Source organism: uncultured Brachyspira sp., assembly GCF_949287625.1.
Classification (GTDB): Bacteria; Spirochaetota; Brachyspiria; order Brachyspirales; family Brachyspiraceae; genus Brachyspira.
In genome coordinates this window covers 1-23,370 of record NZ_CASEGO010000005.1, presented here as the reverse complement: position 1 = coordinate 23,370, position 23,370 = coordinate 1, and the positions used below count along the sequence as shown (strand labels likewise).

Below are 23,370 nucleotides of genomic sequence, written 5' to 3'. Positions count from 1 at the left end.
AAAGCCTAAATTAATATTTACTTTATATAATCTACATTTACTATATTTAAAGGCAAATCCTTAACGCTTTTTGCATCTGTATCTTTTAATACTTTAATATTTTTATTTACAAGCAGTTTATATATATAATCATAATTATCTTTAGTAAATACATTAAACTTTGAAGTTGTCATAGGAAGTCCTATTCCATTAACTCTTGCATCTAATATTACAGTCTTTCCTCCGTCAAATGTTTTATTATAGTATGAAGCAGCAGCATTATAAACTGACTCTCTTATCATTTTCATAGCTGAAGTTATAACAGTAGGCGATTCAAAACTCTGATCTACATCCACTCCTATAACAAGTCCGTTATTATTTTCAGCAGCACTCATAACAGAATAAGCAGCTCCTCCTGCAGGGGCAAATATTACCTGAGTACCGCTTTTATACCAAGAAGCTGCAAGAGTCTGATTTTCTGGGGTAGTATCATAATTGCCTACATAAGTATATTTTATATTAATATCACCTTTTTTAAGTTCTAATTCATTGGCAGCATAATCAGCACCCTGTAGAAAACCATAACCAAATCTTACAACTGCAGGGTGAGCAAGTCCTCCTATAACACCTAAATTGGTATACCCTTCTTTAACTATAGCGTATCCTGCCAAAAATCCAGCTTCTTCTTCAGCATAAAGTATAGCAATAGTATTTGCTTCTGTTTTATAATCAGTATAGGTACCGTCCTGAGGCTCTCCGTCTATTAATATAAAGTTTACATTTGTATAAATATCCTGAGCTCTATATATAGCAGGTTCAAACTGATACCCCGGAGTTACTATTAATTTAGCACCGCCTTTTACAGCAAGCTCTATAGTATTTAAATATGAATCTATATCTTCATCTGGTACTTTATAATATTTATGAGTTATACCATAGGTCTGAGCATAATCCTTTACCCCTTCCCAAGAGCCTTGATTAAATGATTTGTCATCAACACTGCCCAAATCTATTAAAACAGCTATTTCAAAACTATTTGGCGTATCATTTTTTTCTTCCCTGCCGCAGGAAAATAAAAACAGAGATACTGCTAATAACAATATTTTTTTATACATAATCCTATCCTAAACTATTATTTGTTTTTATTTCTTATCTTTTATTATCTTTTTCTATTAAAATTTTAATAGATTCTATAATCAAATCTATTGCTTCTTCACCAGTATAATCTTTTGGATCATTAATATTATTTTTTGCTCTCTCCTGATTGTGAAGAACAAGCATAGCAGCACCAGTACGTACATTTTTGGAAGCTCCCACAGCAAACAGTGTCGCAGATTCCATTTCAGAAGCCAAACAGCCTGCTTTAATATAACTATCCCATTTATATAAAAGCTCTTTATCAACAGCCATACTCTCTGGAGCATGCTGAGCATAAAAAGCATCTTTACATTGTACAACACCTACATGACTTTTTGTTTTTATTTTGCGTCCGCCTTCAATCATAGCTTCAAGAACATCAGCATTAGGCACACAAGGAAACTCTTTAGGTATATAATTATCCATAGTACCGCCGCCTTTAACAGCACCATTAACTATAACAACATCACCTGGTAAAACTCCCATATTCATACCGCCGCAAGTACCTACACGTAAAAAAGTATCAGCTCCAATCTTTATAAGCTCCTCTAATGCTATTGCAGTAGAAGGTCCTCCTATACCATGCGACACCGTAGAAACTTTAACTCCGTTTATATATCCTGTATAAGTAGCATATTCTCTATAATCAGCTACTAATTTCGCATTATCAAATCTTTTAGCTATTTTGGCACATCTTTTAGGGTCTCCCGGCATTATAATATATCTGCCTACATCCCCCTTTTTTAATTTCAAATGATGGACTAGATTTTCATTTTCTTCATAATAGGCTTTAGGAAACATATTTAATTACCTCTTTTATCTTTCTCATCTAATAAAACTATAGCTTCTAATGCAGTCAATATCATTTTTTCTATGTTATCGCTGTATTCAAGATGAGTACCCATTCTCTCTATCATAGTATTTTCTACTATATGCATTACTCCTCCTGCTCTTACCTTTCTTAAAGAAGCACATGCAAAAAGGGCGGCACATTCCATCTCTGAAGCTATAGCACCGCATAATGTATAGTATTTAAGATTATTTTCAAATTTCTCTCTGAAAAAAGAATTCTCCGGCTCTAATTCTCCGTAAAAACAATCCTTACTATGAACAACACCTATATGATAATTAGCATTTATTTTTTTAGCAGCATCTCTTAAAGCAAACATAACATCAGTATCAGCAATGGCAGGATATTCAAAAGGTATATATTCTCTTGTAGTTCCTTCATCTTTGATTGCAGCCTGAGCTATTGCTAAATCATTAGGCTTTACTTTAAGACTAAGTCCTCCAGCTGTACCTACTCTTATAAAAGTATCAGCACCTATATTTATAAGCTCTTCCATAGCTATTGACGCAGAAGGCCCTCCAATCCCTGTAGAAGTTACAGAAACGCCTACACCTTTATATTTGCCTGTTACAGTAACATACTCTCTGTTATCAGCCTTAAGAACTGCATCGTCTAAAAACTTAGCTATATATCCAACCCTTTTAGGATCCCCCGGAAGAAGTACGTATTTAGCAGCATCGCCTTTTTTTAATTTTATATGATACTGAAGAAGTCCCTGTTTATTGGCCTCTTCATCATAAAAAGCCTTTATTTCTTTTGCTGATTCCATAGTTTATACTCCATTTTTATTAGAGAAAGATTTTATTTTTTTTCTGCATTTACTATAGCAATACCGCTGCTTGTACCAAGTCTGTTTGCCCCAGCATTTATCATTTTCATAGCATCTTCATATGTTTTTATTCCGCCTGAAGACTTTACCCCCATTTCATTTCCTACAGCCTCACGCATAAGTTTTACATCATGCTCAGTAGCTCCAGCTGAAGAAAATCCTGTAGAAGTCTTTACAAAATCAGCCCCGCATTCTTTGGCTATTTTGCATGCCAAAACCTTCTCCTCATCTGTTAAAAGACAAGTTTCTATAATAACTTTTAATACGCTTGCAGAACAAGCATCTCGTACCTTTTTTATATCGCGTTCAAAAAGGTCTATTTTTCTGCTTTTTAGAAAACCGACATTAATAACCATGTCTATTTCATCTGCACCGCTGTCAACGGCAAATTTAGCCTCATAAGCCTTAGCTTCTTTCATCATAGCTCCCAATGGGAAACCTACAACTGAACAAACTTTTACATCTGAATGCAGAAGAAAATTATAAGCAACATTTACATAAGCGGAGTTAACGCATACAGAATAAAATCCGTATTCTTTTGCTTCTATACATAACTTCCTTATATCATCTAGTGTTGCCTCTGGTTTAAGAATGGTATGATCGATTAATTTACTTATACTGTTCATTTTTTTCACCTCTGTTTCATATCATATAAAATATCACTCTATTTGTCAAATTTATTATGTATAAAAGACGAATTTATATATCTTATACACTTATAGTATAATAAATTAATTTGTTTAAATCATGTAAAATATAGAAATTATTTATTGATTTTTATTATTATGATAAAATACAAAATGAAAGCATAAAGCACTTTCATTTTGTACTATATGTAAATATTATCCTTTTACAACTTTTTTTATTGCATCTATAACAATATCCTGCTCTCCTTTCAAAATATCATTATCTATAGGCAAAGCTATATTATGTTTTGAAGCATACTCAGATACTGGCATATCTCCTTCTTTGTAGCCCAATTTTTTTACTAAAATAGGAGCTAAATGTATAGGGTGAGGATAATAAAGTGCTGTAGGAACGCCTAATTCAGATAATTTTGCTCTCACTTCATCTCTGTTATTTTCTACCTGTATAACATACTGTGCATGAACACTTTGAGTATAGTCTGCTATTTCTGGTACTTTTACAATACCTTTTAACTGTTCATTATAATATTTAGCGGCATTTCTTCTATATGTCATATCCTCTTCAAAACCTTTAAACTTCTCAAGCAAAATACCAGCCTGCATATTATCAAGTCTTCCAGTAGTACCTAATTTTACATGATTCATGCCGCCTTCATCACCATGATGACGTAATTGTTTAAGATTTTTATAGAACTCTTCATTATCTGTAAATACCATTCCTCCGTCTCCGAAACAGCCCAAAGGTTTAGCTGGGAAAAATGATGTAACAGCAATATCTCCTAATTTTCCTGAACATGACTTTATATTTTTATAGCTTGCCCCAAATGATTGGCAGGCATCTTCTATTACAAAAATATTATTTTTTCTTGCAATATCAAGTATAACATCATAATCAGCACATTGACCGAATAAATTTACAGGTATAATAGCTGCTGTATTTTTATTTATTAAACTTTCTAGTTTTTTTACGTCCATATTGAAATATTCATCAATATCGCATACCCTAACTTTCATACCTAAAAATGAAGGAGCTTCAGCAGTAGAAAAAAATGTCATAGCTGGTACTATAACCTCTTTATCAGAATGATCCTCTCCCGCATTAAACCCCAATGCCAAAAGGGCAAGAACCAAACCAACATGTCCAGATGAAACACCTACAGCATATTTCGCACCTGTATAATTTGCTAATTCCTTCTCTAAAGTATCTAATTCTTCACCAAATACAAACTGACTTCTCTCTATAATAGAAGATATTCTTTTATCAATAGCCTCTTTTCTTTTTTCATATCCCCTGTAAAGATTCATATATTTCATAAAAAATCCTTTGTATAAATTGAAATTAAATATAAAATTTATATAAATTGTATTCAAATTATAATTATTGTCAATAGATTTATTAAAAAAAATATTATTAATAGTAATATTTTAAAAATATAGCTTAATAATTCTTGAAATACATATTTTATTTTACTATACTATAATATACTGATAATAAACTGATAATCTAATAAAAACAAACGGAAATTGATTATGAATATGTATGTTAAGGATTGTCCCAAGCGAACAGAAAAAATATTATTTATGAAAAAAATACCCAGTGACAAATTATTAATACCAAAAATTTCTAAAGATTTTTTGGATATGCTCCATTCAAACGGTATAGAACAATGCGATGCTTTGCAAATAGCATTTGAAGAAGCCCTCACCAATGCCATAATACATGGAAATAAAAATAATTATAATAAAAATGTATATTTCAATATTAATATAGATAGTGAAAAAATAGAAATTATAATAGAAGATGAAGGCGAAGGCTTTGATTATTTTCTGGCTATGATAAATCTTACAGAATCGCAGGAAAATATTTATAAAGACAGCGGAAGAGGTATATTTTTAATCTCTTTATACACAGATGATTTTTATTTTGAAGACAATGGAAGAAAAATAGTAATGATTAAGTATAGAAATTAAGAGGCAAATCTTTTTTATTATTTTTTATAAAATAGAATAAAGAAAATAAACTGCTTAAAATCTCTGCTGTAGGAAAAGAAAGCCATACTCCAGTCATATCAAAAATATATGATAAAATAAATATTAATGGCATTATAAATATAAATCCCCTTAAAATTGATATTATAAATGAAGGCTTGGCATTGTCCATAGCACTGAAATATACACAAGTTATAATATTATATCCTGCAAATATAAAAGCTGTAAAATATATATGCAGTCCATTAATTGCTATATTCTGAAGAGTTATATTATTATCTTTGTTAAAAATAGAAGTTATGCTGTCTGCAAATATTAAAGTAAAAATATACACTATAACAGAAACTAAAGATGATAAAATCAAAGCATATTTATATATTTTATTTATATTATTGATGCTGCCGTAATTAATGCTTATTATAGGCTGTATACCCTGACCTATACCAGTAAATATTGCCATAATAACCAATGCTATATTAGCTATTATTCCATATGCTGCTACCCCAACATTTCTAGCTATGTTAAGTATTACTATATTAAAAGCTATCATAACAAAACCTGATGACAATTCTGTAATTAAAAAAGAAATACCTAATGAAGATATTTCAAAAATATTTTTTAAGTTTATATTAGGCTTTACTATAAAAAAAGTATTCTGCTTTTTAAAAAATATACTTGATAATATAATCATGCTTATAATAGGAGAAAAACCTGTAGCAAGAACAGCTCCGAATATGCCCATTTTTAGAGGAAATATAAATATATAATCAAAAATAATATTAAATAAACTTCCCATCACCATAGCAAGCATTGCAAGTTTCGGGTGATTGTCATTTCTTACAAAGCCTAGTAAAACATTATTAAGCATAAACATTGCAGAAAATATAAATATTACTTTTATATATATGTTTGTCATGTTATGTATTTCATCTCTAGCCCCAAGAATATATGCAATATCTTTTGTAAAAAATAAAGCTATAATAATAAAAAATAAATAAGCAGAAAATACATATATCAAAGCATTGGTAAAAACAGTATTTGCTTCATCATCTTTACTTTGAGTTTTTAATATAGCATACTTTGTAGCAGAACCCATACCGATCATCAAGCCCAATCCGTTTATAAAATTATAAATAGGTATAGCTATATTTAAAGCGGTAAGCCCGTCAGCACCTATTCCCCTAGCTACAAAAAATGTATCTGCAAGTATATAACATGAAAGCCCTATCATTCCAAGTATATTTAAAGATACATATTTTATAAATAAATTAAATATATTCATAAACAATACTCCGTAAAATACATAAGTATTCAATAATAAAAAAACGTTTGCTTTCATACTTTTAAATATCTGCTGCATGAAACAAACGTTTTAAAAAATTTATCCTGTGACAAATTGTTTTAATATTTATATAAATAAATAAATATCAAAATTACTAGCGATTTTTTATAATTATAAATAAAAAAAATTATAAGTCAATAATTATAATTGATAACAAACTTGTTTAAAAAATACTTGAGAAGATTAACTGTAAAATTATAAAATACAATGTTTTACAAAAAGATAATAGCTCTATTACATATATATATTAAACATCAAAATGCGGTTATTTAAAATGTTTTTAATGTAGTTACAATTATTTATGTAATACTTTATACAAGAAGTCTTTAACTCTTTCATGTTTAGGATTAGAGAAAAATTCATTAGGCTCTTCATCTTCAAGTATTTTTCCATCATTCATAAAAAGTATTCTAGTAGCAACATTTCTAGCAAATCCCATTTCATGAGTAACTATAAGCATAGTCATACCTTCTCTTGCAAGCTCAACCATAACGTCCAAAACTTCTTTAATCATTTCAGGGTCTAATGCCGAAGTAGGCTCATCAAAAAGCATAATGTCTGGTTCCATTGCCAATGCCCTTGCTATAGCTATTCTCTGTTTTTGACCGCCTGAAAGTTTATTAGGATATACATCTTTTTTATCAACCAATCCTACCTTTTCTAATAGTTCAATAGCTTTTTTTTCAGCATTCTCTTTTGAAATTTTTTTTACTTTTATAGGAGCTAAAGTAATATTTTTCATAACTGTTTTATGAGGAAACAAATTAAAATGCTGAAATACCATTCCAAGTTCCTGACGCATAAGGTTAATATCAGTATCTTTGTCCATAATATTTTTGCCGTTTATGATAATGTCTCCTTCTGAAGGCTCTTCAAGACGATTAATGCATCTTAAGAATGTTGATTTACCGCTTCCGGAAGGTCCTATTATAGCAATGATTTCGCCTTTTTTAACATCAACATCTATACCTTTAAGAACTTCCAGTTTACCGAATTTTTTATGTAAATTTCTTATCTTAATCACTTTCTCTCAAACCCTCCTCAACTTTTCTCATAAACATAGCAAATATTGAAGTTAGTATAAAATATATTATTCCTACAGCAATTAAAGGTTCAACTCCCCTATAGGTTTGGCTTGTAATGATATTAGCAGATCTAAGAAGGTCAACTCCTCCTATAAAACCTACAACAGAAGTTTCTTTAAGAAGTGCTATAAACTCACTTACAAGCGGAGGAAGTATTTTTTTTACCGCCTGCGGTATTATAATTTCCTTCATAGAAAGTGAGTAATTCATACCCAAAGCTCTGGCTGCTTCCATCTGTCCTTTATCCAAACTCTGTATACCAGCTCTTATAATTTCAGCAACATAAGCTCCAGAGTTAATACCGAAAGCAATAGCTGCTATTATAAGTATAGGCGTATCTCTTAAACTATCAACAAATACAACATTAGCCCATATCATAAGCTGTACAACAACTGGTGTTCCTCTTAAAATATTAACATATAAAAATGCTATTTTTGAGAGAGGATTAAAATTGCTTAATTTTTTTGAGTTTTTGAATGGATAAAATTCTGAAAGCTGAAGCAGTGCTATAAAAATACCTAGTATAATACCTATAATAGTAGCAAGGGCAGTTGTTCCTACAGAAAATATTAATCCCTTTATAATATATATGTATCTGCCATTTGATATGAATATTACTTTAAGAAGTTCCAAATATTCCAGCATATAAACAAACCTTTATAGAAAGATATCTTCTCTTTAAGTTTTTATGTATTAATTTTTAATTTATATTATCAAAATTAATAAAAAAATAAAGAGAAGACATATATATTTTAATTATAATTAATTTTCAAAATACTTATTGATTAAAGTTTCATAAGTTCCGTTTTCATTAATAGTTTTTAGAGCATCATTTACTTTAGTAAGAAGTTCTGTATCATCTTTTCTCATAGCTATAGAATACTCTTCAGTAGCAGAATCAGTTTCTATTAATTTTAATTCACTATTTTGAGCAACATAATTTTTAGCAGGTTCATAGTCTAAAACTACAGCATCAACTTTTTGTGATTTTAATGCTAATATAGTTTCAGAAGTAGCATTAAATTTTTGAACTTCTACATTAGTCATTTCACTAACCAAAATATCTCCAGTATATCCTAATACAACCCCAACTTTTTTGCCTGCAAAATTATCAAAAGATGATATATCAGTATTATTTGAAAGTACAACTATAGACTGTTTAGAATTATAATAAGGTTCAGAGAAATTAACAAACTGTTTTCTTTCTTCTGTTGCAGTCATACCTGCTACTATAAGGTCTATTTTTTTAGCTTCTAAAGCTGGAAGAAGTCCGTCAAACTGCATGTCTACAACTTCAATTTCAGCTCCTATTAATTTTGCAATTTCGTTTATCAAATCTATATCAAAACCAACAATATTATCGCCTTCTCTATATTCAAATGGTTCAAATTCAGCATTTGTTCCTACATAGAGTTTATTTTTGTCCTCTTTTTTCTGACAGCCTATAAATACTGTTAAAATAATAGATACGGCTATAATTATTTTAAAAAGATTATTTTTAAACATGGCAAGCTCTCCTAAATTATTATAGTGTGAATTAATTAAAAAATACTATATGTAAAAATTTCTTATTTCAAACAATTTTATATAATAATATAAAAAAGTCAAGGTAAAAATAAAAATACTAATTATATAACAAAATGTATTATTAACTGTTTAAAATATAAATAAAATAAATAAATTTGTATAAAAAAACTATATAATATATAATTCTAACAATTTATAAAAAACAGGAGTATTAATGCGGGGTTCTGCTGTAGCAATAATATTTATAGTAGTAAACATAATAGCAGCAAGTATATTTTTAATAGTATCTACAACATCTATTAAGACTTCTATATTAACAGAGGAAAAATTATCAAGAGAATCTTTGAACACTATTATAGATATATATTATAAAAAAAATATAGCTTCTGAAAATTATTATAAAGCAGTATCTGTTATACCCAGAATAGATATATATACGCTTCATTCATTAAGTAATTATATACAAAGGGTAAAAACTATAGAAGCCGATGCTACACTTATAGAAAAACCATTAACATTTCAGGAATATCAGTATCTTCAGGCTAGAATAACAGAAAATATTGATAAAATTAATTATACAGCAAGAAACTATCCAGTTCTTAGAACCAATCAGAATTATATAACAGCATTAAGCGAAATGCGTCCTATAATAGAAGATGAGAAAAAATCTATTTCGCTTTATAACAACTATGTTGCTGAATATAACAAATTAACTACAACTCCTCCTTCAAGTATAGTGGCTGGAATAATGGGAAAATTTCCTTTTTTAAGATTTGAAACGGGTACTAATATTATAGCACAAACCGCACATATGTTTCAATAATTATTAATAAAATATAAAAAATAATATTTATTGTATGTTATTGTATTTGCAAAAAATGCAAGTTTTACTATAATATAAACAAGATGCAGAGTAAATATATGGAAACATACAAACTTTATGAATAATATAGAAGATTTAAAAAATCTAAAAAGAGTAACTCAGAAAGAAATAGCAAAAAGACTTGGAATAAGCAGAACTACTGTTGCAAGGGCTATAAACGGCAGTGAGTTTATTAAAGAAGAAACAAAATCAAAAATACTTGAATTAGCTTCAAAGCTCAATTATGAAAAAAATTATATAGGAAGTTCTTTAGCAAATCAAAAAGAAAAGATTGTTCATTGTTTAGTAGCATATTCTTTTAATGAGTTTTATACAAGCGAAATTATACGCGGATTAAATACTGTATCGAAAGAGTATTCAATATACAATTATAATCTAAAAATAACCGCTACAGAAATACATTCCCCTGATAAACAAATAGAACTGCTTAAAAAAATATTAAAAGAAGATGATATAGACGGACTCATAATAACACCATTAAATAGAGATGTTATTTATAATATTTTAGAGCCTTATTTTAATAAGATAAAAATAATATCTATAGGAACAAGACTTTCTGAAAAGATTGCACATGTTGGTCCCAATCATATAAAACAAGGTGCTATGGCAGCAGGCATAGTTTCTAATCTGCTTAGAGATGATGAGGGACTTCTTATAATAGATAATGGTGATGATAAAATATCTTCTGGAATGTATTTAGAAGGTTTTTTAGAAAGAATAAAACATACAAATATAAGTATATTAGGTCCTATATTATGCGGCAATATAGAAGACAGTATTCAAACAATCAAAGAAATGTGTGTCAAATATGATATTAAAGGTATTTATATAAATAGATATGCTCAGGAAATATATGATATAATAGATAAAAATATACTAAATGGTAAAAAAATAGTTACGCATGGTATGGCTGGAAGTATAAAATCATTAATAAAATCTGGTATAATTTCATTTACTATTATGGAAGAAGTATTTATGGAAGGATATGATGCAGGTAAAATGATGTTTGAAATGATATACAAAAATCATATAACTAATAATTGGAAAGTATCTGATTCTAAAGTGATATTTTTTGAGAACTTGGGTATTTAACAATTTTATTATATTGCTATATATTTATACATTACACTTATTGCTTGTATAAAAATTTATTTGATAATTTCACTTGATAAAATTAACATATTGTGATAATATATTTAAGATATATTATATGATGTTATATCTGTTTACTTTTTCAAAAATTAGAAATTAAAATAATATTAATAAATTTATTAGGAGATATAAAATGGAGCAAAAGATAAGATTAGTAGAAGCAAAATATAAAAAAGAAGCTATTTTGCCTTTTGAAATAGGTGATACATTAAAAGTATGGGTTAAAATTATAGAAGGCGACAGAGAAAGATTACAGGCCTATGAAGGTACTGTTATTTCTATACGCGGTAAAGGAATTAATAAAAGTTTTATAGTAAGAAAAATCTCTTATGGTGTAGGTGTTGAGAGAATATTCCTTCTTAATTCTCCTAGAATAGATCATGTTGATATTATACGTAAAGCTAAAGTAAGAAGAGCTAAACTTTACTATTTGAGAAAGAAAGTTGGTAAAAAAGCACGCTTAGTAGAAAGATTAGGCGTGAAAATTCCTAAACATTCAGATTTGATTAAAAATACTGCTGAAGAAAATAAAGCTGAAGAAAGCGATTCTTCAAAAGCAGAATAATATTTTTTAATTTTGTTATTTTTTAAGGAGAATTTTTATGGGTTATAAAATAGTTGCCAAAGAGCAATGGTCAGAAAAAGTATTTATGATGAAAGTTGTAGCTCCTGATATAGCTAAGCATCGTAAAGCAGGTAACTTCATTATTTTTAGATTAGATGAAAAAGGCGAAAGAATACCGCTTACTATAGCCGATGCTGATACAGAAGCTGGAACTATTACTATAGTAACTCAAAGTATAGGATATTCTACTTCTAAACTTATGCAGCTTAAAGTAGGTGATGAAATATTAGACGTTATAGGACCTTTGGGTCAGCCTACTCATATTGAGAAAAAAGACGGTATAGTTTTAGGTGTAGGCGGCGGTGTTGGTATTGCTCCTTTACATCCTATAATGGAAGCTCATCATAAAGCTGGAAATAAAGTTATCTCTATATTAGGTGCCAGAGATAAATCACTTATCATTATGGAAGATATGATGAGAAAAATATCTGATGAAGTACTTATTTGTACTGACAATGGAAGCTATGGAGAAAAAGGTGTTGTTACTAATATGATAGAAAGAATCTATGACAGAGGAGATAAAATATCTGAAGTTATAGCTATCGGACCTGCTATTATGATGAAATTTGTAACTATACTTACTAAAAAATATAATCTTCCTACAGTTGTTAGTTTGAACCCTATTATGATAGATGGTACTGGTATGTGCGGCTGCTGCAGAGTAAAAGTTGGCGATCAAACTAAATTTGCATGTGTTGAAGGTCCTGAATTTGACGGACATTTGATTGATTTTGATCTTCTTATGAAAAGACAGGCTATGTACAAAAAAGAAGAGCATGAATGTAATTTAAAATTGGCTAATTAATTTTTATTAAATTTGTATTTAAAAGTTATAGTCCAAATTGGGCTATAACTTTTTTATTTATGCGGTATATACCTAAACAATTACAATTTATCAAAAAATTATTTTTTTAATTTAAAATATTTGCAAGGCTTCACAGTCGTGCCCGCTCTGCGTACTTCGTAACCCTCCACTTCTTTTGTGACGTCTGTCCGTGCCGTATGCATGTGTGCCACATACGAAGTACGCCTCACTCTGTGTGCCGTAGGCAGGCGAGAAGCAGGCACAGCCCACACGCTCTGCGTGCTGACGAAGTCCGCCTGTGGTGTCGGCAGCGAAAGGCTATATTTCTGGCTAAATTTTACAATTTATTCTACATGTAAAACATAATTAGTACTATTTAGTATTATTGTTACACTTGCACTTTTGCGAAGCGTATCCGAGCTTGTTGAGGATATAAGGTTCTTTTTGCGGCGGGAAAAAGAACAATAAAAAAATTGACAAATTATATCTGTTTAGCTATATTTAAAAAAATCTCAATTTTTTACAATTTTCTATAAATTCTAGGCTTAAAAGGATAAAAAAATTTGTTTAACTATAAGCATATAAATAATAATGATTAAATAACGGAGTTTTTATATGCATACAAAAATATATTCAGAAGCTCTTTACGGAATAGAAGGAATACCTATTATAATAGAAGTTAATATATCAGAAGGACTGCCTAAATTTGATGTTGTAGGACTTCCAGACCAAGCAGTTAATGAAGCCAAAGAAAGAGTAATAGCGGCAATAAATAACAGCGACAGATTTTTTCCGCCAAAAAGAATAACTATCAATTTAGCACCTGCTGATATAAAAAAGACTGGTAGTATGTATGATTTGGCATTTGCTTTGGGAATATTATCATCAAGTGCTCAGGTATTTTTTTCAGATTCTATGGAAGAGACTATTATACTAGGAGAGCTTGCCTTAGACGGAAGTGTAAGGGAAGTAAAAGGAATATTTTCAATGCTTTTAAATGCCAAAGAACTAGGAATAAAAAACGCTATTATACCATTTAATAATATGGAAGAAGCCAATATAATAGAAGGACTTAATCTTTATCCAGTAAAAACACTTAAAGAGGCAATAGATGCCGCCGAAGGAAAAAAGGCTTATATAGTTTCAGAAGGCAGATTTAATTTTGATACTTCTGATGATGATAAAATAGATTTTTCAGATGTTAAAGGGCAGGAATATGCCAAAAGAGCCGCAATGATAGCAGCTGCCGGAGGACATAATTTTATAATGATAGGAGCTCCCGGATGCGGAAAAACTTTAATAGCAAAAAGAATACCTACAATACTTCCGCCTCTTACATTTGAAGAAGCCTTGGAAGTGACAAAAATATATTCTTCTTACGGACTATTGTCAAAAAATATGCCTATAATAAAAAAACGCCCGTTTAGAATACCTCATCATACATCTTCTTATGTAAGCCTTGTAGGAGGAGGAAGAAACATAAAGGCTGGAGAAATTACATTGGCACATAACGGAGTTTTATTTCTTGATGAGTTTGTAGAGTTTCAAAGCTCAGCATTACAAACTTTAAGAGAGCCTATGGAAGAAAAAACTATAACTATAAGCAGGGCAAACGGCAGTATTTCTTTTCCTGCTAACTTTACATTGATTGCGGCTATGAATCCATGCCCATGCGGTTATTACGGAGATGAAAAACATACTTGCAGATGCTCTGATATAGCTAGAAAAAAATACATTGCCAAACTTTCCGGACCTATACTAGACAGAATAGACATATCAATAGAGGTGCGTGCTGTTGATTATAATAAAATGACTTCAAAAGCTGACGGAGAAAGCTCTAAATCTATGCGAAAAATAGTTACAAAAGCAAGAAAAATACAGGAAAAACGCTTTAAAGAAAACTCGCTAAAAATATTTTCAAACTCTTCTATGGGTATAAAAGACACTGAAAAGTTCTGCATATTAGACGATAAAGCAAGAAATTTACTTAATCTAGCTATGGAAAGATTTTCAATGAGTGCAAGAAGCTATAATAAAATATTAAAAGTATCAAGAACCATAGCCGATTTGGAAGAAAAAGAGATTATAGGAGTTGATCATGTTACAGAGGCACTTCAGTATAGGTTTAACTTAAATTAAATGTTATATTTTTATAAAATAAAAGGCAGATAATATAATATTACCTGCCCATATTAAAAGGTTAATTAATTAATCTTTTAATTAATTATTTCCAATTTGCTTTAGGAATGAATTTTATTGTTAAACCATTTGCAAATAATTTCTGTACTTCTGCATCAGCAGTGTAACCATCTTGCACTCCTACTGTAAGAGTTAAAGTTAAAGGATCTTTAGTACCAGCATCTCCTCCTGTTACTTGCGGATTACTAGCTGTTATACCATTTTTTTCTAATATTGGAGTTGCTCCAGCTGTCAAAGCTTGCATTACTTGAGCTGCTGCAGCACCGCTTCCTGATGTAGTAGATGTTAATTCAGGAACTTGACTAAGATCTGTAATTGTAGAGAAGTCCCAAGTTTCTCCGCCAACTTCAAGTTTAGGAACAGTTTTCAACACTTCTAAAATTTTAGATACTGTTATTGTTTTAGAAGTATCTTCTGTCTTTTCAGGACCTGTACTTTTATTGCTGCATGCTACAGCAAATAAAGAAAATAAAGATATTAATAAAAATAATTTAAAAAATTTTTTGTTCATAATTGAACACTCCTTAATAAAAAAATTATAATATACCTCATAATTCCATCAAATTTATTGGCTTTATAAGGCAAAAAGCTAGATTTATATGTTTGTACTACATATTGAACATAGATGTATATGAAAATATATTTTTGATGTATATAATTTATTAATGAATTAAATTTATAATTTTTAATGAAATAAAATAAAAATGATAGACTGATTTTATATAATAAGAAATTATAAAGATATACTAGATGCGATGCGATGCGATGCGATGCGATTTTTTAATTAAAACAAACATCATGTTACCTTTCAGTTATTTAACTAAAGTCTACTATAAACTATTAAAAAGTCAATATATTTTTTATACACTTTTTACAAAAAAAATATACTTTTGTAAATAATACTTTAATAACATACCATATATATGTAATTTTAACCATTTTTAATATATTTAGGTTGATATATATTAAATATATGTTATCATAACATGTATATAGGACTTTTATATGGATATGGTATGAAGATTGTATCTGGCAGATTCTTCTCTAAATCTGAGTTAAGAAATAGAATATTAAGAGATGTAGTTATATTGATATTGTTCTTATTTATAACTTTTTTGATATATATACAGATGAGAAGCCCTATACCTATTAAATTTATTTTTAAATCCCTCTTTCAGGACGTGAAAACTTCTATAGTAGAAGAGTATTCTAAAATATTTTATCCTACATACTACTTCTCTATGCAGATGACACCTATATTTGATATAGTAAACAAGGCACCAGAAGCATATAAATTACTTATAACCAATTTCTTCCCAAAGCATACATTTATAGAAAAAGCTGCTATGAAAGTCGGAAATAACTATATGTCTATTACAAAAGAAGTAAACGGATACAAAGTTGTAGGGCATATTGTAACAAACAGCACTGAAAGCAATCAGTATGCCTCTGTACCTTTTGAACAATTAAGTATAGATTCCTTTTATATAAGAGATGGAAAACCTTATATACATTTAATATACATAGCAAATGAAAATATAGCATTTGAATATATATCTCAGTTTAATGTAAATTTTAATGATGTTGAGCTTAAGAATATAGAAAATATTTATGCTTATTTGGTTACTGGAAACAGCAAAATAACATTCCCAGTATCATACACTAGTACAAACAGCAATACAAGTGATAATATAACAGTACTTGATTATAATGCCATAGCAGATATTATGACTGAAGAATTTAACGGTACTAATGAGGATATGTTAAAAGTATTATATAAAGATAATATATATTGGGGATATAAGGGTTCATTCTCTGTAGCGGACAATAATATAGAAATAGGAATCATCATACCAGAAAAGGCACTTATAAATAAAATACAGGTTCCTATTATATTATTCTTAATTGTATTTATTTCTATTAGTGTAATACTTGTTGTTATATTAGCCGTTCATTATATTAGAATCATAGAAGAGCTTAAAAGAAATCATATGAATATAAAGAAAATTATTGAAGAAGGCGAAAACACTAATGTAGAGTTCAAATCCAGCTTGAGATACGACAGCAATACTGAAAAAATTAATAAAGCATTAGAAGAAGTAATCATGAAATCAATAGCAGCATTCAGCAATACAGAGGGCGGAAGATTATTCATAGGTATATCAAATGACGGCGAAATATTAGGGCTTGAGCATGATTACAGTACATTGAAACATGCCAACAGAGATTTCTTTGAACTTCATTTAAGAACACTTATTGAAACATATTACGGAAATGCTTTCTCTGCTGAGGGAATAAGAATTGATTTTGTTACCGAAGATGAAAAAGATATATGTATAGTTTATATAAGCAAAGGAAAAGAACCCGTATATACTAAAATTACAAACAAACAAGGGGCAAAAGAAGAGAAATTCTATATACGTGTAGGAAACTCTTCAAGAGAAATAGCTAATGCTAGTGAAATAATAGCTTATGTTAAAAAGCATTTTAAATAATTAAATGTTTTATATATCTAACTTGACTATTTATAATTAATACCATATAATAATTATTATTAATAATAAAGGAGTGTTTATATATGTCTGTATATGATAGTATTATAATAGGCGGAGGTCCTGCAGGGCTTTCTGCTATGCTGTATTTGGGCAGAGCTTTAACAAACTCTCTTCTAATAGAGAAAAAAGGAGCTGGCGGTCAGATGATGAGTACTGATACAGTTGAAAATTATCTAGGCTTTCCAGAAGAGATAAGCTCTTTTGAACTTGTTGCAAAAATGCAGCAGCATGCTGAAAAGTTTTCAAAAAATGAAATAGTTTATGATGAAGTTATAAAAATAGAGGACATAAAAGAAAAGATAAAAAAAGTTATCACAGCTGACGGAAAAACTTATGAAACAAAAACTATAATACTTGCTATGGGAGGCTTTGCCAAAAAATTAGGAACTAAAGGAGAGGATACTTTTTCGGCAAAAGGTGTTTCATACTGTGCTACATGTGACGGGGCTTTCTACAGAAATAAAACTGTTGCTGTAGTAGGAGGAGGAAACAGTGCTTTTGATGAGGCTTATTTCCTTACAAGATTTGTTAATAAAATATATTTAGTTCATAGAAGAAAAGAGTTTAGAGCTGAACCTATAAACGTAAAACATTTAACAGATACTGGAAAGGTAGAATATGTACTTGATTCTGTTATAGATGAAATTTGCGGAGACAGTAAAGTTACTAGCATAAAAATCAAAAATGTACTAGACGGAAGTATTCATGAACAAGCAGTAGACGGAGTATTCGTATTTGTAGGACAAGAACCTGCTACTCATTTCTTAAAAGATACTGGAATAGAATTAAAAGAAACTGGTCATATAGTTACAAATATGTCTACAATGGAAACTAATATTGAAGGCGTATTTGCATGCGGAGATTCTATATTCAAACCAATACGTCAGGTTGCCAATGCTGTAGGAGAAGGTGCTGTTGCTGCTGTAAGTGCCACAAATTATCTAAACAAAGCATAATTAAATTTTTTAAATTAATTATAATAAACTAATAAAAAATGAGCATAACTTAAAACATTATGCTCATTTATTTTTTAAAATATCTCTTATAACATTAGCTCTCATTTCGTCTATATTTTTATAATAGCTGCTTTTCTGATATAACTGCTTTAAATGTCCGCTTCTTCCAGCTGCTATAATATAATATAAAGTATCAAGCTCCAAATCCTCAAGTATCCCGTAATCAATACCTACTCTAAGCCATAAACTATACTTTATAAGCTCTTTATATTTGAGAGTTCTTGCTGATAATAATATTGCTCTGCTTCTGTATATTCTATCTTCAATTTCTATTCTATCCAATTTTTTTATTCTGCTTCTTATTCTTTTCTCTTTTTCCGATATTTCTTTAACTTTTTCGATAATACCGTCAAGTATAAACTTCTCAGTAACTCCTATCATAATATTATTTTTTATATACATAAGCCCGTTTTTTATACTAGCTTCAAATCCCATTTTAGCACATTCATTAACAAAATAATCTATATTATCAGGGGTTTTCCAAATAAGACAAGGTATAGCCAAACATACATTCACACTCATAGCAGTACCTATTATATCAGGGGAGCTAGTTAAAAATCCGAACTTTTTATCATAGGCAAAATCTATTTTTTTGTCTAATTCATTTTCTATCTTGTATGCCCTATTGAAACAGTCCTCAAGTTCTAATCCCCTTGCTATAGTCTGTATTTCCAAATGTTCATTAGAGTTTATAAGCAAAGATGAAGATTGATTTATATCAGTATATAATGAAGCATTAACTAAATTTTTATTTTTTGGTATTGTAAGATTTTCTATTAGTATGCGTATATTCAAATTAGGTTCATTAAAAAGTTTTATATATTCAAACTCATGATTTAAATTTTCTATATTTGTTCTTAAAATAGATTCGGTTTTATCAAAATCTTCTTTATCCATATGATAAAAGAATCTTATATTATCCAAATTTCTATAAATTGAAACTTTTGAATATAATACTATATTATCATCATTTCCTTTCTGATATATCCAATTTGCTATGCTGTTATTAACGGACATCTTTTTTTTCGCTCTTAGTTTTTTTAGATATTAAATCATGCTGCAGAGTTTCAAGTTTGTCTCTTATTAAAGCAGCCTCTTCAAAATTTTCTATTTTTATTAACAGTTCTATTTTTTCTTTATACTCTTCTATTTTTGATTCTATATCTCTGAAGCTTAAATTTTTATTAGATATTTTACCTATATGTTTATTCTCTCTATGTATCTTTTTAACCGATTTAGATAAATCTGATTTTAAATATTCATAACATTTAGGACAGCATACTGCCCCTGTCTTTAAAAAGTCTTCCAAAGAATAACCGCATACTTTGCATACTTTATTAGAATTAGGAACTTTCTTCTTTTTCTTTTTTGAAGGCAGAGATCTGTAATTAGGAAACGCTGTATCAATATTATCGAATTCAAGCTCAAGACATTTCTCCATAATATTGCCGTTAATCTCGCATTCTTTACATATATTTATCTGATGACGCTCATTACCTATAATTTCCTGAATATGTAATACAGCCTTCTCTTTACCGCATATATCGCATTTCAAAATATATAAACCCCTAAATAACTTAGTTTGAAAATTTTATCATTTAATAAGAAAAAAAGCAAATAATTTATATACTTTTACTTCAATTTAATAAAAATATTCAAGTCCTCTTTACTCGTAATCTTTATATTATTAGATGAACATAAAACTATTTTTACATTTCCAAAGTATTTGCTGTATATCTCAGCATCATCTGTAGCTAAATTGGCATTTTTATCATTAATATATTTTTCAATAGCTGTAATATAATTATCAAATTTAAAGCCCTGAGGAGTAGCTGCCCTATAAAGATATGTTCTGTCTATAGTCTCTATTATATTATTATTATCATCAGCTTTTTTTATAGTATCAACAACCTTTGAAGCTAATATTGCAGCATCATGCTCTAATACAGCATCATATAAAGATTTTATTTCATTTTTACTTACAAGAGGTCTAACCCCATCATGAATAAATACATAATCAGTCTTTATATTATCTTTTATAAAAACAACAGCATTATATACTGAATATACCCTCTCACTTCCGCCTTCTATATAATGCATATTTTTTTTAGCATTTTCTTTTATGCTCTCTTCTTTTTCTATATATTTTTTTATATTTTTTATATCATCTTTGGAGCTTACCAACACAATATTATCAAAATTAAATTTAAGCATATTTATTAAAGTATGTACAAATATTGGCTTTTTATCTACTTTTATAAACTGCTTTTTTACTTTACCGCCGAAACGTTTAGAACTTCCAGCTATTAATACTACTAAAGTTGTATTCATAAATATTATATCTCTTAATTATTTTCTGTATTGTCTTTTTTATTATTTTTATCTCTAAGCATTCTTCTCTCTTCTCTTCGTTTTTCTTTTTCTATATTTCTTTCATCTCTAAGTTTATGTCTTGCCTCTCTTCTAGCCTGAACTTCCTGTTTCATTTTCAATTTTTTCTCTTCTTTCTCTCTTTTTCTATTTTCATTATACTCTTTTCTTTCCTGATTTATCTTCTCTCTTTTTTCTTTTATCTCTTCAAGCTGCATTTTCCATTCAGCTCTCTCTAATCTTTTCATCTCTTCTCTTTTCTTAGCTTTTTCTTCTCTTTCCTGCATCTTTTCTATTTTCTCTATTTCCTTTTCTCTAAATAGTACAAGTTTTACAGGGTCTTTTATTTTGCTTAATTTCTCTCTCATCTTCTGAATATAATCTTTCCTTTTACCAATATTTTTAGGGAAAAGTTTAGCACCTAAAGAATCTATAAAAAGTCTTGTTCTTAAAATAACGCTGTTTTGAGTTTTTAAATTAATAACAGATACCCAAGGAACTTTTGATATAATAATAAATGCTATAACTCCAGACATAGTATTAGAAAATAAATTGCCCCAGAATACTGACCAATAAGATAAATACTTCGTAGTTACAATGATAAATATAAATCTTAAGAACCATATCCTAAGTATACTGATTATAAGAGGTACTCTCGTCCTTCCAAGACCTATTAATGCACCCTGCACAACCATAGTAATACCAAAACCTAATACCCCTAATGCAAAAATAGGCAAAGCACCATTAGCAACATATAAATCTTCTGCCTCCCTAGTAAATAATATTGTTATATGAGGAGTAAGAGGTATAACAATGGCTATAAGTATAATTGCAGTAATTGCACTTAATACCATACCTGTATAGCATGACTTTTTTGCCTTATCGGCATATTTAGCTCCTATATTCATACTAACCATAGTTGTAACAGCAGAACCAAATGCAGCTGGAAGATTAAAACATACGGTAGTTATATTATTGGCTATACCCTGACCATTTAATATAGTAGCTCCGTATTTTTCTACTTCGGTATTAATTAAAAAGAAACCTAAATTGCTTAAAAAAGTGGTAAGCATTGAAGGAACACCTATTATCATAAGTTCTTTTAAAATGGATCTATCAAATTTAAAATCTTTTAAAGATAATTTATCATCGCTCTTTTTTATAAATAAATCATAATACATCCAAGCTGTAACTATTAAATATGTAGAAAATGATGCTAATACGCTTCCTACTATTTTTAAGTGCATAAAATAAACATATATAAAATTAAATACAATTTTTAAAAGAAGAAGTATAACGCTTCTTATAAAAGTAGCTTCAGGCTTACCATTGGCATTTTTTATACCATTATATAAAGCGGCCAAAAATGTCATAGGCATAACAAAACTGTATAATGATAAATACTGATATACATTTTCTTTAATGCCTGGCTGTAAATTCATAGAAACTAATATACTTACAATATAAAGTGTAGGTCCCATAGCAATACCAAATAAAACACCAGTAACTACTATTTGAGTTGATATCTTTTTGGCATTCGTAAAATCACCAAGTCCATTATACTGCCCCACTATTGCCATAGCAGCAACCCCCAAACCTTGAGATAATGCTGTCATCATATTAATAATAGGTTCAGCAAAGTTTACACTGCTTGCTATAATAGTACCTGTAACATTATTAAGAAAAAGCCCGTCCATTAATGGTATTAATGACTGAACTAAACTCATCATAAGTGTTGGTATAGAAAGCATTATTAATGTATTAGTAATAGAACCATGAAGTATTAAATCACGCCTTGCTTCTGTTGACTGACTTTTAAAAAAATTGACCATAAATAATTTCCTTTTACTTATAAAAAAACATCATAATATTATATATTTAATAAAACAATAAATACATATAATACAAAAAATTATATTGATAAAAAATTTATATAATATTTTACCCGCATATAAAGGCTATATTATACCAATAATAATAAAACTTTTAAAGATTATTTTGATAATATTTAAAAATTATAATAATTTCATTCATAACTTAATATAAAAATACTGAATATATATTGTACTTGTTTCAAAACTATTATAATAATTTAAAACATGATGTTTTTTAATTATGTAAGTGCTTTACCCTTACAAAGTACATGGTCATGCTGTGCCCGCACTTCTTTTGTGACGCTGTCCGCCTCACTCTGCGTGCTATAGGTAAGCGAATGCGGCAAAAGAACAACAAAAAAATTGACAAACTTAAAAATTTTCAGTATATACCTAAACAACTATAGTTTGTCAAAAAATAAATTTTTAAATTTTAGTATTTGTGGGGACTAGCCCCCACACCCCCACTTCTTTTGTTGCCACAAAGAAGCAAAAAGGCTATATTT

The 23,370-nt window shown here is 29.0% G+C and carries 22 protein-coding genes; 8 read left to right on the top strand and 14 right to left on the bottom strand.

Annotated elements, in window-relative coordinates:
* Positions 1–17: 17 nt before the first annotated feature.
* From Q1X91_RS02020 to Q1X91_RS02000, 5 genes are all read right to left on the bottom strand, one after another.
* Positions 18–1,094: a BMP family ABC transporter substrate-binding protein gene (locus Q1X91_RS02020; protein ID WP_300752898.1), complete on the bottom strand. Its 1,077-nt coding sequence runs from the start codon at positions 1,092–1,094 to the stop codon at positions 18–20.
* Between the two features lie 34 nt (positions 1,095–1,128).
* Positions 1,129–1,917: a nucleoside phosphorylase gene (locus Q1X91_RS02015; RefSeq protein ID WP_300752897.1), complete on the bottom strand. Its 789-nt coding sequence runs from the start codon at positions 1,915–1,917 to the stop codon at positions 1,129–1,131.
* Between the two features lie 2 nt (positions 1,918–1,919).
* Positions 1,920–2,735: a nucleoside phosphorylase gene (locus Q1X91_RS02010; RefSeq protein ID WP_300752894.1), complete on the bottom strand. Its 816-nt coding sequence runs from the start codon at positions 2,733–2,735 to the stop codon at positions 1,920–1,922.
* Positions 2,736–2,767: 32 nt separating this feature from the next.
* Complete coding sequence (deoC, locus tag Q1X91_RS02005; protein ID WP_300752892.1) at positions 2,768–3,421, bottom strand: deoxyribose-phosphate aldolase; 654 nt, start codon at positions 3,419–3,421, stop codon at positions 2,768–2,770.
* Positions 3,422–3,637: 216 nt separating this feature from the next.
* Entirely contained in the window at positions 3,638–4,756 is a 1,119-nt protein-coding gene (locus Q1X91_RS02000) for a DegT/DnrJ/EryC1/StrS aminotransferase family protein (protein WP_300752889.1), read from the bottom strand.
* A gap of 216 nt (positions 4,757–4,972) precedes the next feature.
* Here Q1X91_RS02000 and Q1X91_RS01995 point away from each other — a divergent pair, with 216 nt between their 5' ends.
* Positions 4,973–5,413 carry an ATP-binding protein gene (locus Q1X91_RS01995; RefSeq protein ID WP_300752887.1) on the top strand — a complete coding sequence of 147 codons (441 nt, stop codon included), beginning with the start codon at positions 4,973–4,975 and terminating at the stop codon, positions 5,411–5,413.
* On the opposite strand, the gene Q1X91_RS01990 is transcribed toward Q1X91_RS01995, so the two are convergent.
* From Q1X91_RS01990 to Q1X91_RS01975, 4 genes are all read right to left on the bottom strand, one after another.
* The gene (locus Q1X91_RS01990; protein WP_300752884.1) at positions 5,397–6,713 is read right to left on the bottom strand and encodes an MATE family efflux transporter; all 1,317 of its coding nucleotides are present in this window, start codon (positions 6,711–6,713) and stop codon (positions 5,397–5,399) included. The two genes, Q1X91_RS01995 and Q1X91_RS01990, sit on opposite strands and share 17 nt — an antisense overlap.
* A gap of 355 nt (positions 6,714–7,068) precedes the next feature.
* Complete coding sequence (locus Q1X91_RS01985; protein WP_300752881.1) at positions 7,069–7,797, bottom strand: amino acid ABC transporter ATP-binding protein; 729 nt, start codon at positions 7,795–7,797, stop codon at positions 7,069–7,071.
* On the bottom strand, positions 7,790–8,503 hold the full coding sequence (locus Q1X91_RS01980) for an amino acid ABC transporter permease (protein ID WP_300752879.1): 714 nt from the start codon (positions 8,501–8,503) through the stop codon (positions 7,790–7,792). Before Q1X91_RS01980 ends, Q1X91_RS01985 begins: the two co-directional genes overlap by 8 nt.
* 117 nt (positions 8,504–8,620) lie before the next feature.
* Entirely contained in the window at positions 8,621–9,364 is a 744-nt protein-coding gene (locus Q1X91_RS01975) for a basic amino acid ABC transporter substrate-binding protein (protein WP_300752876.1), read from the bottom strand.
* 235 nt (positions 9,365–9,599) lie between these two features.
* On the opposite strand from Q1X91_RS01975, the gene Q1X91_RS01970 reads away from it, so the two are divergent.
* From Q1X91_RS01970 to Q1X91_RS01950, 5 genes are all read left to right on the top strand, one after another.
* On the top strand, positions 9,600–10,208 hold the full coding sequence (locus tag Q1X91_RS01970) for a LemA family protein (protein WP_300752873.1): 609 nt from the start codon (positions 9,600–9,602) through the stop codon (positions 10,206–10,208).
* 117 nt (positions 10,209–10,325) lie between these two features.
* On the top strand, positions 10,326–11,360 hold the full coding sequence (locus Q1X91_RS01965; protein WP_300752871.1) for a LacI family DNA-binding transcriptional regulator: 1,035 nt from the start codon (positions 10,326–10,328) through the stop codon (positions 11,358–11,360).
* Positions 11,361–11,553: 193 nt separating this feature from the next.
* Positions 11,554–11,985 (top strand): 50S ribosomal protein L19, encoded by a 432-nt coding sequence (gene rplS / locus Q1X91_RS01960; protein WP_300752868.1) that lies wholly within the window; start codon positions 11,554–11,556, stop codon positions 11,983–11,985.
* 37 nt (positions 11,986–12,022) lie between these two features.
* The gene (locus tag Q1X91_RS01955) at positions 12,023–12,850 is read left to right on the top strand and encodes a sulfide/dihydroorotate dehydrogenase-like FAD/NAD-binding protein (protein ID WP_020004631.1); all 828 of its coding nucleotides are present in this window, start codon (positions 12,023–12,025) and stop codon (positions 12,848–12,850) included.
* Between the two features lie 615 nt (positions 12,851–13,465).
* A complete protein-coding gene (locus Q1X91_RS01950; RefSeq protein ID WP_300752866.1) occupies positions 13,466–14,989 on the top strand; it encodes a YifB family Mg chelatase-like AAA ATPase in 1,524 nt (507 codons plus the stop codon).
* An 85-nt stretch (positions 14,990–15,074) separates the two neighbouring features.
* On the opposite strand, the gene Q1X91_RS01945 is transcribed toward Q1X91_RS01950, so the two are convergent.
* The gene (locus Q1X91_RS01945) at positions 15,075–15,560 is read right to left on the bottom strand and encodes a hypothetical protein (RefSeq protein WP_300752864.1); all 486 of its coding nucleotides are present in this window, start codon (positions 15,558–15,560) and stop codon (positions 15,075–15,077) included.
* 505 nt (positions 15,561–16,065) lie between these two features.
* Between Q1X91_RS01945 and Q1X91_RS01940 the strand changes: the two genes are divergently transcribed.
* Together Q1X91_RS01940 and trxB are read left to right on the top strand one after the other, a co-directional pair.
* Positions 16,066–17,544 carry a helix-turn-helix domain-containing protein gene (locus Q1X91_RS01940; RefSeq protein ID WP_300752862.1) on the top strand — a complete coding sequence of 493 codons (1,479 nt, stop codon included), beginning with the start codon at positions 16,066–16,068 and terminating at the stop codon, positions 17,542–17,544.
* A gap of 83 nt (positions 17,545–17,627) precedes the next feature.
* On the top strand, positions 17,628–18,560 hold the full coding sequence (trxB, locus tag Q1X91_RS01935; RefSeq protein ID WP_300752859.1) for a thioredoxin-disulfide reductase: 933 nt from the start codon (positions 17,628–17,630) through the stop codon (positions 18,558–18,560).
* Positions 18,561–18,623: 63 nt separating this feature from the next.
* Here the strand turns inward: trxB and Q1X91_RS01930 are convergent, their stop codons facing one another.
* The 4 genes from Q1X91_RS01930 to Q1X91_RS01915 form a co-directional block, all read right to left on the bottom strand.
* Positions 18,624–19,637 carry a guanido phosphotransferase gene (locus Q1X91_RS01930; protein ID WP_300752856.1) on the bottom strand — a complete coding sequence of 338 codons (1,014 nt, stop codon included), beginning with the start codon at positions 19,635–19,637 and terminating at the stop codon, positions 18,624–18,626.
* Entirely contained in the window at positions 19,627–20,175 is a 549-nt protein-coding gene (locus Q1X91_RS01925) for a UvrB/UvrC motif-containing protein (protein ID WP_300752853.1), read from the bottom strand. The genes Q1X91_RS01930 and Q1X91_RS01925 overlap by 11 nt, the downstream gene beginning before the upstream one ends.
* 77 nt (positions 20,176–20,252) lie before the next feature.
* Complete coding sequence (gene ispD, locus Q1X91_RS01920; protein ID WP_300752851.1) at positions 20,253–20,951, bottom strand: 2-C-methyl-D-erythritol 4-phosphate cytidylyltransferase; 699 nt, start codon at positions 20,949–20,951, stop codon at positions 20,253–20,255.
* Between the two features lie 14 nt (positions 20,952–20,965).
* Positions 20,966–22,822, bottom strand: a complete 1,857-nt coding sequence (locus Q1X91_RS01915) for an MATE family efflux transporter (protein ID WP_300752849.1) — start codon at positions 22,820–22,822, stop codon at positions 20,966–20,968.
* Between the last annotated feature and the right edge of the window lie 548 nt (positions 22,823–23,370).